This is a genomic window from Corallococcus sp. EGB, assembly GCF_019968905.1.
Lineage (GTDB): Bacteria > Myxococcota > Myxococcia > Myxococcales > Myxococcaceae > Corallococcus.
Map to the genome: position 1 here is coordinate 7,115,692 of NZ_CP079946.1, position 15,465 is coordinate 7,131,156.

Genomic DNA, 15,465 nt, shown 5'->3' on the forward strand with positions numbered 1-15,465 from the left:
ACCGGAGAGGAGCTGGCGCCCGCGCACGGGCGCCAGGGATTACTCGGCGACGTACACGAGATGATCCCCCTGGTAGTAGGGCCGGTAGCGGACGGAGCCGCACTGCTGGTAGGCGACGCCGCCCACGGACGTGGCCGTGCAGCCCGCGGGGAGCGCCGTGACGGTGTGGGCGCCCGCTGGCACCGCCACCACGGTCGTGTCCGCGGAGTCATGGATGGCGTCCTGACGTGCGGATGTGCGTCGCGCGGTGCGCCGCGCCACCCGGCGCGACGTGCCGTAATCCTGGGCCAGCACCACCTGAGGAACCATCTCTCCGAGGAAGAAGAGCCCCAGCAACATCGCCGCTGCTCGCTGGCGAGGCCTGCGCGAGTGCATCATCTTCATTTCGCACCTCCTTGCTGCGCTCCATCCTGCGAGTCCGGTGCGAGGAACGACACGCGCACCGCATCGCGGGGGGGAGTGAACTGGAACAGCTCCGGGGTGAACTGGGGCGACAGGTTCCAGTTGGACAGGCGCACCGAGTACTGCGGCGCTCCTGGCAGGTCCCGGGAGGTGATGACGTACTTGCGCGGCAGGGGCCGAGGGCCATCTTCGACCCACAACTCCCAGTCCACTCCGTCGCGGTTGCGGAACGCCAGATGGTGCACGGGCACACCGTCCACCTTGGATTGGCCAAGGTAGCGCCCAGAGCAGACGTCCTCGGTGAGGGCCGCGTAGGGATTGCTGACGAGGAGGTCCGAACCCGGCGCATCCACGCCAAGCCGCTGTGAGGCCATGTCCAGCGTGGCATCCAGGGTGGAGAGGGCCGGCGTCGTCGCATAGGCGTTGGAGCGCTCGCCGTAGAGGGTGAGCCGCTGGCCGTCGTAGAAGAGATGGAGCCGGGCCAGGTCTCCGGCGCGATCCACGCGCAGCCGATTGGGGCGCTGCACGCGCACGTCGCCCGCGCGCTGCAGTTGGACCTTCTGCCCCGAGTCGAGCAGTTCATCGAGCGACCCCTCGGTGCGGACGGAGAACTCACGCTGCGCCCCCAGGAAGTCGCTCATCTGGCGCAGGATGCGCTGGGCCTGGGGGTCGATCTGGGCTTGAGCATCGGACCCGGTGCGCTCGGCGGAGGCCTGTTCCTGCTGCGCGCCTCCGAGCAGGGGGGCCGTTCCAAGGAGCAGGGCGAGCAGCGGCCCGCACCTCCTCCTCCTCCACCTTGCGCTGCGACCTGTGTCTGTCATGAGCCGACCCCTTCTTGTGTCCCGAGAAACGCATCCGACGCCAGGCGGCTTCGCCTCACGACATCGGACACTTCCCCAGGACGTTGGGGGCGGGGTCCCCGGGCACAAAGGCTCACCGGTTCGACCGCCGCGCTGGCGGGTGGCTCGCGCAAAGGGAACTGCTTCAGGAGGAGCCTGGCTCAAGAGGCGCATGCCCGGCCTGTGATGGCGAAGGCGGCGCCCGGAAGGACCGCCCTCCCCTCCTCCACGTGCGGCGATGGAGGAGGGGAGGGAGGCCGCGGTTCCAGGGCGGGCCTGCTCCCCCCGAGGCAGAGGCCCGGCCCTGGCCGCGGAATTCGTCAGGACGCCAGGGGCTGGGTGCCGGCGCCGTTCTTCAGCTCCCTGCGCACCGCCTCGCTGACGCGCTCACGGACCAGCTGGGCCATGCGCTCGCGGAGGTCCTCCCCCACGCGCTCGCGGATGGCGGACACGAGGCTCTCCGTGTCGATCTGGCTGACGCCCGGCCCCTGCATGCCACCCATGAACTGCTCCCCGTACCCGCCACGCATCATGGGGCCCATCCCGCCCATGGAGCCCATCGACTCGCGGATGGCGTCACCCAGCCGCTCGCGAAGCACGTCGTTCAGGTGCTCACGGAGGTTGCTCGACATCCGCTCGTGGAGCGTGTCGACGAGCCGCCCGCGGAGCGCCTCGGCGAGGCGCTCGGGGTCCATGCCCCCGAAGCCCTGCTGCTGGAAGCCCCCGAAGCCCTGCATGCGCTCGCTCATCCTGGCGCGCAGCTCGTCGCCCAGCCGCTCGCGCAGCACGTCGCGCACGCGCTCACGCAGGCCGCTCTGGACGCGCTCGCGCACGGCGTCCGCGAAGCGCTCGCGCAGGGTGTCCGCGATCCGCTCCGGGTCGATCTGCCCCATGCCCTGCATCCGGCGCTCGGCCAGCGCGGAGCGCAGCATGTCCGTCATGCGCTCCCGCATCGCCTCGCGGACGCGCTCGCGCACGGCGGTGTGGATCCGGTCGGACACGCTGTCGGCGATCCGGGTGCGGATCGTCTCGGCGAGGCGCTCGGGGTCCATGCCCGAGAAGCCCTCCATGCCCATGCGCCGCTCCATCATCGCGGAGCGCAGCGCCTCGCCCAGCCGCTCGCGCAGCGCATCGCGCACGCGCTCGCGCACGACCAAGGCGAGCCGGTCGCGCAGGACGTCCTCCAGCTTGATGCGCACGCGCTCGGCGATGCGCTGCGGGTCGAACTGCCCGTGCCCCTGCTGCATGCTCATCCAGTTCTCGGCCAGGGCGGAGCGCAGCGCCTCGCCCATCCGCTCCCGGAGCACCTCGCGGACGCGCTCGTGCACGCCGCTGAGCACGCGCTCATGGACGGTGTCGGTGAGCCGGTGGTGGATGGCCTCGGCGATCGGATCCATGTCGAACAACTGCCCGCTCCCCTCCCCCGGATGCATGTTCGTCACGCGCTCGCGAATCGCACCGCGAACCGCGTCGCCGACGCGCTCACGGATTTCCGAGCCGATCCGCTCCTCCAGGCCGGACACGACGCGCTCGTGCACGGCATCGACGATGCGAGCCTTGAGAGCCTCGCCAAACATCTGCTGCCCCTGCATGGAGAACTGTTCCTGGTTCATTCAGAGACCTCGGGTGTTGCGGGTAGAACGGCAGGCGCGGAAGGCACTGGCCCGCCGCGCGAAGCGAATTGATAGGGGCGGCGGCCCCGGCCGAGTACAGGGCGCCGGTGCCGCGCGAGCGTTGCCGCGGGCACTCCGGACCATGCTCACGGGGGGGGCAGGCGCGGGCATCCACCTGTGGTGAACGGTGCAGCCCTTCGGGGAAAGCCGTGGCCCCCCAAGCCCGAGGACCTGGCCTCCGTCGAGCAGTCGGGCCGCTCCGCGGACCAGTACCTCCTGACAGGGACGGGGTCCCACTTTCGGCCCGGTTCTGGAGACCTACTCAAGGGGGCATGATGAAACGGATGAAATGGGCACTGTGGTCGCTGGCGCTGGGTGCGGGCCTCGGCTGCTCCACCACCTACGACCCGTACTACTACGATGACGCCTACTACGACCCCTACTACGGCGCGTACGACGCGGCATGGAGCTACGCCTGGATCGACCCCGTGTATGGCTCCTGGTATCTAAGCCTCCCGGCGCTGCCCCGGGTTCTGCGCCAGCAGGCCAACACGGATCCGAACGCGGCGGCCGCCCAGCTCGCGGCGAACGCCAACGCCGCCTTCACCCCGGCCGGCTGCGCCACCGCGACCGCGTCGGGCGCGACGGTGAACTACACCTTCAACAACTGCACCGCGGCGATCTCGCTCACGCAGATCTCCGGCAACGTGCAGGTAGCGCTCTCGAACAACCAGGGGCAGCTTGCCGCCACGGCCACCTCCAACAACCTCTCCATCAACGGAGAGCCGTACACCCTGTCCATGCAGATTGTCGCCTCCCCGCCTCAGGGGGACCAGCGCAAGGTGACCATCACCTCCAACAGCTTCTCGCCGGCTCACCTCGACTCGCGCTCGAACCAGGGGACGGTCACCTGGGTGGCGGGCAGCGGGTGCATCACCGTGGACAGCCAGGCGCAGTCCACGAGGGGCAGCCTCAGCTCGACGACCACCGTCTCCGGCTACCAGCGCTGCGACCACCAGTGCCCCACGGCGGGCTCGGTGCAGGTGCATACGAGCGAGGGGACGTTCACCACGACCTTCAACGGCAGCAACAGCGTTCAGGTCAGCGCGCCAAACGGCGACACCCGGTCGTTCAACCTCAACTGCTGAGCGCCGGGTGTGACCAGGGACACCCTCGCGCCTCCCGGGTACACCAGCGAGGGCAGCGTGTCCGCCTTGTCGGAGCAGGCCGACAGCAAGCCCCATCCCACTCCAGGGGCTCAGAAGGGATCCCGCAACCGACGGAGCCGTACCTCGCGGACGGCTCCGTCGAGCCAGACGGGCTTCAGCGCGGGTCGAGCCACTGGCGCCCCGGCTCACGGGTCATACAAATAGGCCCAGTTCAGCTGTGCTCCGGATCCAATGATGGTGTTGTGCAGCTCATAGGCATTGAAGCTCTGGTAGGGGCTGCTGTAGCAGAGGGTGGCGGTGCAATATTGCAGGCCGCCAGGGTGGGCGCCCGAATAGAGGCTGCGAACGGCCCCCGCCCAGGTCAGGAAGCGGGTGCCGTCAAAGCGCCGGAGGATCGTTCCCAGGTTCAGCCAGCCTTGATAGGCCCCAACCTGCTTGTAGAGACAGAGCTGGTTGCCCTGGCGCGACGTTTGATCAAAGAGCCAGAGGCTGGAACCAGCACACCCGCCATCCACGACGAGGTCATCCAGGTCCTGCTGGGTGACCCCTTCGGCCCGGCGCTGGACGAATGCATCGCGGGCCGCGATCTGGGCCTGCTGCTCCTCCCGGGTGATGAACGTCGTCTCCTGGGAGAGCGTCCCATCCGGGAGCTGCCGGACGATGGTTTGCGAAACGAGCCCGTCATCCTGGCCCTCGGGAGTCTGCGTCTGCGCATCTTCGGGCGCCCCTCCACATCCCATCAGCAGACCCACTGCACAGACGACCGTCCACGGATTCAAACGCTGCATCATTGCCTCCTGGGTCCGGGTTGCGCGGACACTGCTTAAGCAAACATAGCACGTTTTGAGAAGAATGGCTTCATGACCAGGCGTTAGCGGGATGGGAAGCGGATGGGGCGGCGACTATTGATGTCGCCCAAAGGAGCCTCGTGGGCACACCGACACGGTTGGATGGAAGGGTGTTCGTGTCGGGAACGCGGACGCTCTACGTGGGGCCCCTGGTCGCCACGCTTGAACGCAACGGCGGCGCCAACGCCACCTGGAGCATCACGCCCTGGCTTCGCGGGCACGCTCCCTCCCGCCAGGCATCAGGTGGGCGATCCGGCCAACATCTCATCTCCTACGGGGACATGGAACGCGGTCTACGTGCGCGATCCGTCGCTGCTGGACGAGCAGGCACTCCAATCGCTTCGCCCGGAGTTCTCGGGCACGTTGGAGGCCCGGCGCTGGCGGGGCTGGACGGAGCTGGCGCTGGGGGGGTTGCAGGATGGTGCCGGGCTGGCCCGGAGGGTGTCTCGCGAGCGGGGCGTGGAGGCCTTCTGGGTTCAGCTCCAGACCACCGCCAGCGTGCGCTGCATCGTCCACCATGACGCTGGAGAACTCTCGCGGCGGCTCGTCCACAGCGATGGTGGGTGGCGCACTGCCGAAGGGCGTCCACTCCCGTGGGAGGACTCGACGCTGTTCTCCCCACAGAAACTGGGGACTTGCTCCGCGCATCCGCCCCCTCCTTGCGAATCGGAGGAGAAAGGAACCGGAGCCGCGTGTGGCTCGCCCGCGGGTTGCTGCTGGGCGGTGCCGTGTGCGTGGCCCTGCTCGTCGCGAGCCGTCAGGCGCTGCTCCTTCTCACCGCCGTCGCGCTCCTGGCCACCGGAGCGTGGCTGCGCTTCGGACGAGGGCTCGGATCCGGACGCTGACGCGCCAGACGGGCGAGGCCGGGGAGTCCTCGCCCGCGAATGCCCTGACAGGTAGCTCCCCCGTCACGACTCGACGATGAACGTGGTGGAGTCCACCCCGGTGTTGCCGGTGGCGGGGTCGTATGCAGTCACCGTGACTTCATATGCGCCCTGCTGCTGGACGGAGAGCTCTGCCTCGAAGGTGCTGGTCTTCCCTGCGTACTTCAGGGGGACCTGGGTCAGCGGCTTCCCATTGAGCTTCACCGTGGCCTGCAACTCATACCGGCTGGAGTCCCAGAGCCCCTTGGGCTCGGTCGGGCAACCGCACATGAGGGTGAGGTTGGCGCGAAGCGGAAGGGTGAGCTTCTTGTCTCCCGCGAGCTTGAAGAACTCATGAGCGGAGGGCGTCACCACACCCACCACGAAGCCAGGCAGCTCCAGGATGAGGCCATCGCCCTCGATGTGCTTGCCGGGCAGCAGCCACAACTGGGTCGTGCTGGTCGCGAGCGCCTGCCGCTGCGCAAGGGGCCCCGACACCTCCACCGTCACCAGCCGCGGCTCGGCGATGTCGAGGGTGGCCGTGAACTTCGCGGAGGACTCATCCGCGAGCGGAGCACCCCGCACTTGTGGCTGCTTCATCAGCGTCTGGGTGTTGCCTGTCGAGCCGGCGGTGACGCCATTGGCCAGCACCTGGCCGGTCTGCGCGTCCCGAAGCACCACTCGCGCGCCCCCCATGGACGTCCCGACGAACTTGCCGTCCCGGGCGCGAGCCCTCACGACCAGCCGTGTCTCCGCTGCAAAGGCTGTCGTGGAGAACAACAGCAAGGTCCCGAGAATGAGGCTTCGCATGACTCGCTCCGAATCAGAAGGGAAGATCTGAAGCGAAGTGCCATACCACAGCGGCCGGACGAACGAGCCCCGAGCCTCATCTTGCGGAGCGGCCTGCGTCAGTCGGCGCCCTGTCAGCCGGGTTCAAGTGGCGAGATGCACTTCGCGCTGGGGAACGCTCCCCCAGCGCGAAGTGCTGCAAGCCGGGCGTGAGGCTGCGACATGGCAGCCATCCCGCTTACACGCCGCGCCGCACAGCCTTCTGGCTGAACATCACGCGACCCGCGGCGGCACACAGGGCGGGCAGCCCCAGGCCGGCCATGGACTCACCCGTCGAGGAACACCCGTCCTTCTGGGCGGGCGTGGTGGGGGCAGGCGTGTTGGAGGCCAGCTGGCCGCCACCGCTCGGCGGCTGCCCGGGGGCCGGGGCGGACGCCACCGGAGGAGGCGCCTCCACGGGCGCCGCCACCGGAGCGTCCTGCACGGGCGCGGGCGGCGGCATCACGTCCTCGAGGCTCGTCGCCTGGATCATGCCGTCGTGGTAGACGACGCCCGCGGGGCCCACGGCCGCGTCCCGATACAGCCCCTGCTTCAGGTAGTTCTGCATGCCCCAGTAGAGGGTGGCGGCGGGCGTCCTCGGAAGGACGAGCTGGCCGTTGTAGTACAGCTCGACGAAGCCGACGTTCCGGTCGGAAGACCACTTCACGTGCAGCACGAAGTCGAGCCACTTGCCGCGCTCCAGCGGAGCCTTCCAGACGATGCGGTCATCCCGGCCCTCGACGCGCAGATGCATGTTCTCGCCGCGCACGAAGAACTCCAGCGGCGGCGAGCCGCTGTTGCCGTCGTGATGCCACTGCGTGAACAACTGCCAGGTGTTCACGCTGGGGAAGTCCGGCGCGAACATCGTGCTCCACTTGTAGAAGTACTCGGTCCCCTCGGACTCGTTGCCGTAGTGCAAGAGCTCGTTGCGGTTGCCACTCGCTCCGATTGGGTCGTCCCCCTGATACACCGTTGCCTTGAGGGCGAACCGGCCCTCGCGCACGGGGTCCTCCACAATCTGGAGCCGGTTGGCCGCGACGGACTCGCGGCCCGTCCACTGGGAGAGGTCCCCCGATTCGAAGTCCCCGTGCCATACGGGCGAAGCCCACGTCGTCAGGGGGAGCACCATCAAGAGGGCCATCGTGCCTGCTCGCTTCATTCAGTTCCTTTCAGCGATGCGTGAGGTGTTCAGGACACGCCCCGGCGCAATCCTCTTCCCGAAACTGAACGGACAGGCCGCGCCACCAGTGGCCTGAAGGGCCCGCTGCCCGGCGTCGAGCAACGATTGCCTCCGCTGCCAGGGCGCTGCCTCCCAAGCCGATTGAGGTCCGAGGCGCGCGCGAACTACCACGCGGCCTTCACAGGGAGGCCCCGATGGCGCGTGAGTTGAGGCTTGGGTGGAGCAGATGGGCGCTTGCCCTGGGTGTGCTCGTCACCCTGATGGGTTGCCGTGAGAAGGGAACACGGTCGGTCGCCGATCGAGACGCGGGCACCATCCGACAGACACCCACGCCCGGCGGGCCCAACGCGTCCCCCTCCGCTCCGGGTGACGGCGGGCCGGAAGGTCCCGGCTCGGATGCCACGCCGCCTGGTCCGCCCAATCCCATCACCCTGGAGAATCAGAAGCCAGGGGACGCGGACTGGGCATCCGGCCGGAGCGCGGTGATGGGCGAGCTGGAAGTCTACGCCAGCCCCGAGTCCCTGGAGGCGGACGAGACGCTGAAGGTGAAGGTCTCCACCAACCTCGACAGCGCGCCCATCACCGCGGAGGTCTTCCGCATCGGTGACTACGGCGGCGCGGGCGCGCGGAAGGTGTGGAGCGGCGGGCCCTGGCAGGTGCGCCGTCAGGCGCCGTGCACCCGTATGCCCGCCACCTCGCGCGTCGAGTGCAACTGGCACGACGCCTTCACCGTCCCCATCCCCGCGGACGGCTCGTGGCTGTCAGGCCTGTATGTGGTGAAGGTGTTGCGCCAGGACGGGTTCATGCGCTTCACGCCCTTCGTGGTGAGAGACCGGCGCAAGGCCGACTTCCTCTACACGCCGAACTTCACGACGTACCAGGCGTACAACACCTATGGCGGGGAGAGCCTCTACTCCGACGACTCGCGGCAGATGCCGAGCGGCCGCGCGTGGGAGGTGTCCTTCAACCGGCCGTACCAGGTGATGGATGGCACCGGGAAGACGTTCTACCTGGATCAGCCGCTCGTGAGCTTCATGGAGCGCCATGGCTACGACGTCACCTACGCCACCCAGCTCGACTTCGTGCGCTTCCCCGACCTGCTGAAGGACGTCAACGTCTTCGTGCACGGCGGGCAGGATGAGTACTGGCCCGTCCAGGAGCGCGACCAGGTGGACGCCGCGCTGGCCCGGGGACAGCTGAGCCTCGTGTACTTCGGCGCCAATGGCTCGTACTGGCGCGTCCGCCTGCTGCCGGACGCGCAGGGCACCGCGCTGCGCACCATCGCCTGCTACAAGAGCGAGCCCCAGAAGGACCCCGTCCCCTTTTCGACGACCCGCTACCGGGACCCTCCCGAGGTGCGCGCGGAGAACAACCTCTTCGGCGGCATGTACGAGGGCTGGGTTTTCTTCGGCTACCCGCTGGTCGTGAGTGATGAATCGCACTGGCTCTTCAACGGGACGGGGCTGAAACAGGGTGACGTGCTGCCGGGCCTCGTCGGCTTCGAGTATGACCGCGCGTTCCCGAACGAGCCGGGGTATCCGCAGGGCAACCGCGTCAGCTTCAAGAGCCCGGTCGTGAGCGGAGAGGGCCTCCCCTCCTACTCGACGGCCGTCGACCGGACGCTGCCGTCGGGGCGGCTGGTGTTCTCCGCGGGCACCATCTGGTGGGCGCTGGGGCTGACGGACAAGGCCCCGGGCGCGAGGGACGCGCGCGTGGAGCGCATGACGCGCAACGTGCTGGAGCGCGCCTTGATGCACCGGCTCGCACAGGACGAGGCCGGGCCGCTCGAGGGGCCCGTGCCTACTCAGCCCGCGCCGATGGGCCAGTGGGCGGCCTCGGTGGAGGCCCATGCCGGACGCGTGGGCGAGCCAGGCTGGCAGGACGGCCCGGCGGACACGGCGAGGTTCCAGGCGCCCTCCGGGCTGGTGGTGACACGCACGGGGGAGGTGGTGGTGGCGGACACCCGCAACAACCGCATCCGCCTCATCCAGCAGCAGGGCGCGGACCGGATGGTGAGCACGATTGCCGGCAATGGGGACCTGGGCTACCGCGACGGCGCGGGCAGCCAGGCGATGTTCCGCTTCCCCACGGCGGTGGTGGAGGGGCCGGCGGGAGAGCTCTACGTGGCGGACTCGGGCAACCACGTCATTCGCCGGCTCGACCGGGAAGCGGAGGGGTGGCAGGTCACCACCTGGGCCGGGCAGGGCTATGTCGCGGGCTACGCGGACGGAGGCCCGGCACGGGCGCGCCTCAGCCGTCCCATGGCGCTCGCCATCGACGCGGTGGGCAATCTCTACGTGGCGGACCAGGACAACCACCGCATCCGCATGGTGCGCGCGGGCACGCGCGAGGTCATCACGCTCGCGGGCACGGGCACCCTGGGCACGACGGACGCGCCGCGGGGGCGGGATGCCAGCTTCGCGGCGCCATCCGCGATCGCGCTCAGCGGGGCGAGCGCGCTCTACGTGCTGGACGCGGCGAGCCAGCGCCTGCGCCGCGTGTCGCTGCAGGGAGCACGTCCCGTGGTGACGCTCACGGGCACGGGCGAGGGCCAGCCATTCGACTTCCGGGATGGCACGGGCAGCGAGGCCCGATTCCGCGCCCAGCTCGGCATGGCGATGGGCCCCCACGGCGAGGTGCTGCTCGCGGACACCGCGAACCTGCGGCTGCGCAAGGTGATTCCAGGCGACAGCGCGGCGACCACGCAGGTCGTCACCTTCGCGGGCTCGGGCCGCGCCGGCACGGCCCTGGGCCGCGCGGACGAGACAGACCTCGGGGCCCCCGCGGGACTCGCCTTCGACGCTGAGGGGCACCTCTACGTGAGTGATGCCTTCAACCAGGTCATCCGCGTCGTCACGCCATGAATGAAGCTCCACCAGGCCTGCGTCCCGACTCCAGGAAGCAGGCCTGCTTCTGGGGCTACAGCGCGTAACGCACGCGGAAGCCCTCGCATCAAGGACAGAGAAGTTCGTCGAGCCCCCGCCGAAGGCCACGCCAGCCGAACGCCGGGGGCCCCGAAGCCGCTGAAACAGGTCGCCGCGAAGGTGATGTTCTTCGTGTACCACACCGCGGCCTCGAAGGAGCCCTGGGCGTCGGAATCACTCCTGTACGCGGCGAGCGCTTCGACAAGACATGTGAAAGCCCGCTCAGAGGTCCGATTGAACCACCCACGGGCCAAAGCCCTGGATGCCCGCATAGAGCAAGCCCCGGCAAAGACAATCAAGCACATACACACGACTGCCCCATGTGCTTCCAAGACACTCCCATGACAAAGGACCTGTTCCATCCGCCCCATGGGTGAAACAACACCCACACATATCGCAGCCCATCATTCACGTGTGGGATTGGGTAGGCACTGCGCATGGACTATGAATGCGCCGCGTTCAAAACCTCTCATCCAGGAAACGCGAAATGCCCCGACCCATGAAGAAGCCCACGCCCCTTGTCCCCGCCGCGCTGGCCATGACCCTGGTGTGCAGCGCCTGTGGCGCTCCGGACGCACCGGAGAGCCCCCGTGACGACCTCGCCACCACCTCCCGGAGAGGCGCCACGTTCGAGGAGTTCCTTTCCACCGTCCAGCGGGACTCGAACGGCCAATACGTCTACGACGGAGACATGCCAGCCCGTGACATGGCGGACCTGCGGCGCGCCTGGGAGCAGCTGTCTCCGAAGGACGGCGCCCTCACCGTCGATCAGCTCAACGCGGCGCTCGACAACACCTGGAAGAATGGCGAGCAGCTCAACCTGAGCTATTGCGTCAGCAACGACTTCGGTGCCAACAAACAGGCCATCGTCAATGCCATGAGCTCCGCCGGTGCCGCCTGGGGGGCGCAGCTGCTCGTCAACTTCGTCTATGTCGCGGCCCAGGACGCCAACTGCAACAGCCAGAACACCAACGTCTTCTTCGACGTCAGCCCCATCGTCAACGCCCCGTACACCGCCAGGGCGTTCATGCCTGGCTATGCACGTGCGCAGCGCACGGTCTTCATCACCAGCTCGGCGCTCAACAGCAGCTGGCCCCTGGCGGGAATCCTGACGCACGAGCTGGGGCATACGCTCGGGCTTCGTCACGAGTTCCTCCGCTCCGGCATGTGCTACGCGAGCAGCGAGCCCCAGAACTGGCGAGGCGTCACGCCTTATGACCCGGGTTCGATCATGAACTATCCCTATCCCGAGTGCGGCGGCACCGGTGGCACCAGCCTGAGCCAGAGCGACGTGGAGGGCGTCAGCCAGCTCTATGGCAGCCGCGTCCTGGCCCGCCCGGTCACAGCGACGGGCTGTGGAGAGATCGCCGCGGGCAAGGGGCTTGGCGTGGGGGAGCTGATCTACTCGTGTGATGGGTTGCACTACCTCTCGTTCACCGCGTTCGGGGTGCTCCAACTGGTCAAGGTGATCCCCACATCCAGCGGATATACGTATCAGACCACCTGGTCCACGGCGGCCTCGACCAGTGGGCAGGCGGGCTATGGCATGTACATGCAGGGCGACGGCAACCTGGTCATCTACACCGGCCTGATGCGGCCCCTCTGGCATACCTACACCGGAGGCCGACCGGGCTCCACGCTGCAGCTCCAGAACGACGGCAACCTGGTCATCTACTCGCCGCAGGGACAGCCGCTGTGGAACACCGGCACGGGGGGACAGTGACCCTGCCGTGAGCCACGACTTCTCACGTCACCGCGAGCATCCGGGTGGCGTGAGGCGCCGGGGCAACGGGATGAGGGGCGTGGACCTCACTGTGTGGGGGAGATCCATCGCCACGCACCACGGTTTCCACGGCGGCGTCCGCGCTCCGTCCGGGCGAGCGATGGAGTCACCTCCGTGTCGGGTTTCTGGCACAAGCATTGCCTTTGCGGCGGCGGATGATTTCGCGCGACGCGATGGCACCTGGCACCTGGCGACGCTCCAGCGGGTGGGCCCTGCTGCTCGTCCTCTGGACGGCCTGCACCGGCGTGGTGGGCGGGCCGTCCGACCAGGACGTGGATCCTTCGGGGTCGCCGGACGCCGGCTGTGAGGACCCCGCGCCTTCGGGTGACCCCGATGCGGGCGAGAAGAACGACATGCTCGCCCCCAGCCGGCTGCTGCGGCGGGCCTCGCTCGCGCTGCGCGGGACACCTCCGACGGACGAGGAGTTCGCCGCGCTCGATGCCGCGGGAGACGACGCCGCGCAGCGGGCCTTCGTGGAGCACTTCGTCGACGAGGCGCTCGGGCAGCCCGTGTTCTACCGGACGATGTTCGAGCAGGCGCGCGACTGGTTCAACATCCCGCCCGTCCCGCTCACCGCCGACGCGCCGGAGTACGGCGTGCAGCAGCAGCGGTCCATCCAGCGCTGCCCCGCGGGCACCGCGAAGGCCGGCGCCTGGAAGTACTTCCGGGGCGACGACACCGCGTGCAACGGGGTGAAGGCGGATGGCTCGCCCGCGGACGAGCGCACGCTGGAGCCGTGGTGGGCGCCGGGCACCACGGTGACGCTGGTGGGGGCCGCGGCCAACGCCGCCGCCACGGGCACCTCGAACGTCAACGGCAACCCCGTGCCCGTCACCTGCGCCACCGCCGGCCCGGTGGGCACCTGCGGCTGCGGCCCCAACGCCGTGCGCTGCCACGCCGACTTCCAGCAGTACGCCGGCTGGGAGGACTTCCTGCACTACCACGAGCAGGGCCAGCGGCGGCTCGTGGCCGAGGAGCCCGCGCGCCTCTTCGCCCACCTCGCGTGGCACGACCGGCCGGTGACGGACCTCATCCTCGGCACCTACTCCGTCGCGCCCACCCGGCTCCAGGCGGCGTATGTGATGCAGGGCCTGGCGGGCGGCGCGACCGGGCTGCTCGATGATGACTCCTGGTGGCGCCCGTCGCGCTTCTCCACCGCGCCGGTGGATCCGGAACACTCGCCGGGGGATCCGCTCGCCTGGCGCGAGTATCAGGTCCCCGTGCGCGACCCCTTCCTCCTGGCGGATCGCGACTACCGCTACGACCCTCGCACGCAGGCCACCCCGGCCCGGGGGATCCCCGCCGCGGGCATGCTCACCAGCATGGGGTTCCTCGCGGGCTACCCGCGCGAGCGCGTGCGCGGTGCGCGAGCCCTGGAGACGCTGGCGTGCGAGGTCCTCGCGCCGCCCCTGGGGCAGAAGTTCAACGAGTACCGGAGGGATCCAGGCACGGAAGGGCCCTGCCAGCACTGCCACCGCCGGCTCGATCCCGCGGCCATCCACTTCAAGCGCTTCGCGAAGGAGGGCTCGGCGAGCGAGGGATATGGCGCGAAGTACCTGATGCCCGGCGTGGGCACCGCCTGGCATTGGCCCATCCAATGGCGCCGGGGTGAGTACCCCTACGGCGGGGATCCGTTCAGCCACTGGAACCGGTGGTACGCGGCCGACACGATGCTCACGCCCGTCACCGAGGCCCAGGCGCAGACGAACCCCGAGGCCCTCTTCATCGACTTCCTCCCGCCAGGGCAGACGCTGCTGGGGCAGACGGGGGACGGGACGGTGGGCCCGCTCGGCTTCGCGAAGCTCATCGTCGCGGCGGGGGCCTTCGACCGCTGCGTGGTGCGGCACCTCCATGCGCAGGTGCTGGGGCGGGACATCGACCCGGCCCGCGAGGCGGGCTACCTGGACGCGCAGGTGGAGCGCTTCATCGCGGGGGGCCGCAAGGTCCGCCCGTTCGTCAAGTCCCTCACGCAGTCCAACCTCTTCCTGCGGGGGCGCTGACATGAACCGCTTCGCACACCTCCTGCTCGCACTCCCGGTGGCGCTCGCCTGCGGCAGGGACGGCGCCACGTCCGCCCCGTCCACGCAGGCCCAGAAGGCCTGCGGCACCCCGGCCAGCTCCGAAACCGTCCGCGTCATGCAGGGCCTGAAGCCGCACTGTGAGGGCTGCCACGCGCAGGGCGCGCGCGGCTACTTCGCGTCGGTGGACGCGTTCCAGGGCCTGATGGTGTCCGACCCGCGGCTGGTGAAGGCGGGCAGCCCGGACGACAGCGAGCTCATCCGGCTGCTGGAGGGCCGGGGCAGCGCGGCGTTCAAGCAGATGCCCATTGGAGAGAAGTCCTACGCGCAGCTCGTCTCCGACGGTACGGCGACGCTGTCCGTCGCGGACGTCCGCGCGTGGATCCAGGCGCTCTCCACCCAGCAGCGAGACGCGCGACCGGACCCCGAGGCGCCGCGCATCACGCGCATGAGCGCGACGCAGGTGCAGCGGGCGCTGTACCAGCAGCTGGGCCTCACGCATGACGACTTCTTCAGCTCCGCGACGGAGTTCGGCATCCCGATGGCCGAGTCCTACGAGGATGATCGCTACCCGATGCAGCCGCCCGACGCCGTGCCGGCTCCCCGGCAGCAGGCCACGAGCGAGCGCTTCTACGGGCTGGGCGGAGGCTCGGTCATGAACCAGTCGACGCCGGACCGGAGCGCGTCCCCCACGTTCGCGCTCACGCTGACGCAGGTGTCCCAGCGCTGGTGCCGTCTGGCCCTGGCGAAGAGCGGCAACACGGCCCTCTTCCCCGCGGGCTCGAAGCGCACCGCCGACCCCGTGGACGTGAAGGCCACGCTGCGCCGCTGGTCGCTGCACTTCCTGGGGGAGCACTTCAGCGATGCGCAGGTGGACGCGCTCTACGCGGAGGTCTTCGTGCCGCTCTCGACCCCGACGGACACCGAGCCCGCCTACGTGGGCGTGTGCTCCTACTTCATCCGCCACCCGCACTGGATCTTCTACTGAAGGGGCACCC

Annotated in this window: 12 protein-coding genes; 6 read left to right on the forward strand and 6 right to left on the reverse strand. The window is 69.2% G+C overall.

Going from position 1 to position 15,465, the window contains the following annotated elements; all coding sequences use genetic code 11:
* Window positions 1-39: 39 nt before the first annotated feature.
* From KYK13_RS28940 to KYK13_RS28950, 3 genes are all read right to left on the reverse strand, one after another.
* On the reverse strand, window positions 40-384 hold the full coding sequence (locus KYK13_RS28940) for a hypothetical protein (RefSeq protein ID WP_223636108.1): 345 nt from the start codon (window positions 382-384) through the stop codon (window positions 40-42).
* Entirely contained in the window at window positions 381-1,223 is an 843-nt protein-coding gene (locus tag KYK13_RS28945) for a DUF2092 domain-containing protein (protein WP_223636111.1), read from the reverse strand. Before KYK13_RS28945 ends, KYK13_RS28940 begins: the two co-directional genes overlap by 4 nt.
* A 338-nt stretch (window positions 1,224-1,561) precedes the next feature.
* Window positions 1,562-2,854: a hypothetical protein gene (locus KYK13_RS28950; protein WP_223636114.1), complete on the reverse strand. Its 1,293-nt coding sequence runs from the start codon at window positions 2,852-2,854 to the stop codon at window positions 1,562-1,564.
* A 344-nt stretch (window positions 2,855-3,198) separates the two neighbouring features.
* Here KYK13_RS28950 and KYK13_RS28955 point away from each other — a divergent pair, with 344 nt between their 5' ends.
* Entirely contained in the window at window positions 3,199-4,002 is an 804-nt protein-coding gene (locus tag KYK13_RS28955; RefSeq protein ID WP_223636117.1) for a hypothetical protein, read from the forward strand.
* Between the two features lie 206 nt (window positions 4,003-4,208).
* On the opposite strand, the gene KYK13_RS28960 is transcribed toward KYK13_RS28955, so the two are convergent.
* The gene (locus KYK13_RS28960; protein WP_223636119.1) at window positions 4,209-4,814 is read right to left on the reverse strand and encodes a hypothetical protein; all 606 of its coding nucleotides are present in this window, start codon (window positions 4,812-4,814) and stop codon (window positions 4,209-4,211) included.
* A gap of 749 nt (window positions 4,815-5,563) precedes the next feature.
* On the opposite strand from KYK13_RS28960, the gene KYK13_RS28965 reads away from it, so the two are divergent.
* Window positions 5,564-5,716 (forward strand): hypothetical protein, encoded by a 153-nt coding sequence (locus KYK13_RS28965; protein ID WP_223636122.1) that lies wholly within the window; start codon window positions 5,564-5,566, stop codon window positions 5,714-5,716.
* Window positions 5,717-5,779: 63 nt separating this feature from the next.
* Here KYK13_RS28965 and KYK13_RS28970 read toward each other — a convergent pair whose 3' ends face one another.
* Window positions 5,780-6,544, reverse strand: coding sequence for a hypothetical protein (locus KYK13_RS28970; RefSeq protein WP_223636125.1), 765 nt, complete (start codon window positions 6,542-6,544; stop codon window positions 5,780-5,782).
* A gap of 217 nt (window positions 6,545-6,761) precedes the next feature.
* A complete protein-coding gene (locus tag KYK13_RS28975) occupies window positions 6,762-7,721 on the reverse strand; it encodes a polysaccharide lyase (RefSeq protein WP_223636128.1) in 960 nt (319 codons plus the stop codon).
* Between the two features lie 506 nt (window positions 7,722-8,227).
* Between KYK13_RS28975 and KYK13_RS28980 the strand changes: the two genes are divergently transcribed.
* The 4 genes from KYK13_RS28980 to KYK13_RS28995 all read left to right on the forward strand — a co-directional run bounded on the left by KYK13_RS28980 (window position 8,228) and on the right by KYK13_RS28995 (window position 15,455).
* On the forward strand, window positions 8,228-10,606 hold the full coding sequence (locus KYK13_RS28980) for a N,N-dimethylformamidase beta subunit family domain-containing protein (protein ID WP_223636130.1): 2,379 nt from the start codon (window positions 8,228-8,230) through the stop codon (window positions 10,604-10,606).
* Window positions 10,607-11,153: 547 nt separating this feature from the next.
* Window positions 11,154-12,389 (forward strand): hypothetical protein, encoded by a 1,236-nt coding sequence (locus KYK13_RS28985; RefSeq protein ID WP_223636132.1) that lies wholly within the window; start codon window positions 11,154-11,156, stop codon window positions 12,387-12,389.
* Window positions 12,390-12,622: 233 nt separating this feature from the next.
* Window positions 12,623-14,449 carry a hypothetical protein gene (locus KYK13_RS28990; protein ID WP_223636134.1) on the forward strand — a complete coding sequence of 609 codons (1,827 nt, stop codon included), beginning with the start codon at window positions 12,623-12,625 and terminating at the stop codon, window positions 14,447-14,449.
* Between the two features lies 1 nt (window position 14,450).
* Window positions 14,451-15,455 carry a hypothetical protein gene (locus KYK13_RS28995; protein ID WP_223636136.1) on the forward strand — a complete coding sequence of 335 codons (1,005 nt, stop codon included), beginning with the start codon at window positions 14,451-14,453 and terminating at the stop codon, window positions 15,453-15,455.
* Window positions 15,456-15,465: the final 10 nt, after the last annotated feature.

Bases quoted from the DNA above. Each gene is read 5' to 3' on its own strand.
- KYK13_RS28940 (WP_223636108.1), bottom strand. From the start codon at position 384: ATGAAGATGATGCACTCGCGCAGGCCTCGCCAGCGAGCAGCGGCGATG.
- KYK13_RS28945 (WP_223636111.1), bottom strand. From the start codon at position 1,223: ATGACAGACACAGGTCGCAGCGCAAGGTGGAGGAGGAGGAGGTGCGGG.
- KYK13_RS28950 (WP_223636114.1), bottom strand. From the start codon at position 2,854: ATGAACCAGGAACAGTTCTCCATGCAGGGGCAGCAGATGTTTGGCGAG.
- KYK13_RS28955 (WP_223636117.1), top strand. From the start codon at position 3,199: ATGAAATGGGCACTGTGGTCGCTGGCGCTGGGTGCGGGCCTCGGCTGC.
- KYK13_RS28960 (WP_223636119.1), bottom strand. From the start codon at position 4,814: ATGATGCAGCGTTTGAATCCGTGGACGGTCGTCTGTGCAGTGGGTCTG.
- KYK13_RS28970 (WP_223636125.1), bottom strand. From the start codon at position 6,544: ATGCGAAGCCTCATTCTCGGGACCTTGCTGTTGTTCTCCACGACAGCC.
- KYK13_RS28975 (WP_223636128.1), bottom strand. From the start codon at position 7,721: ATGAAGCGAGCAGGCACGATGGCCCTCTTGATGGTGCTCCCCCTGACG.
- KYK13_RS28980 (WP_223636130.1), top strand. From the start codon at position 8,228: ATGGGCGAGCTGGAAGTCTACGCCAGCCCCGAGTCCCTGGAGGCGGAC.
- KYK13_RS28985 (WP_223636132.1), top strand. From the start codon at position 11,154: ATGCCCCGACCCATGAAGAAGCCCACGCCCCTTGTCCCCGCCGCGCTG.
- KYK13_RS28990 (WP_223636134.1), top strand. From the start codon at position 12,623: ATGGCACCTGGCACCTGGCGACGCTCCAGCGGGTGGGCCCTGCTGCTC.
- KYK13_RS28995 (WP_223636136.1), top strand. From the start codon at position 14,451: ATGAACCGCTTCGCACACCTCCTGCTCGCACTCCCGGTGGCGCTCGCC.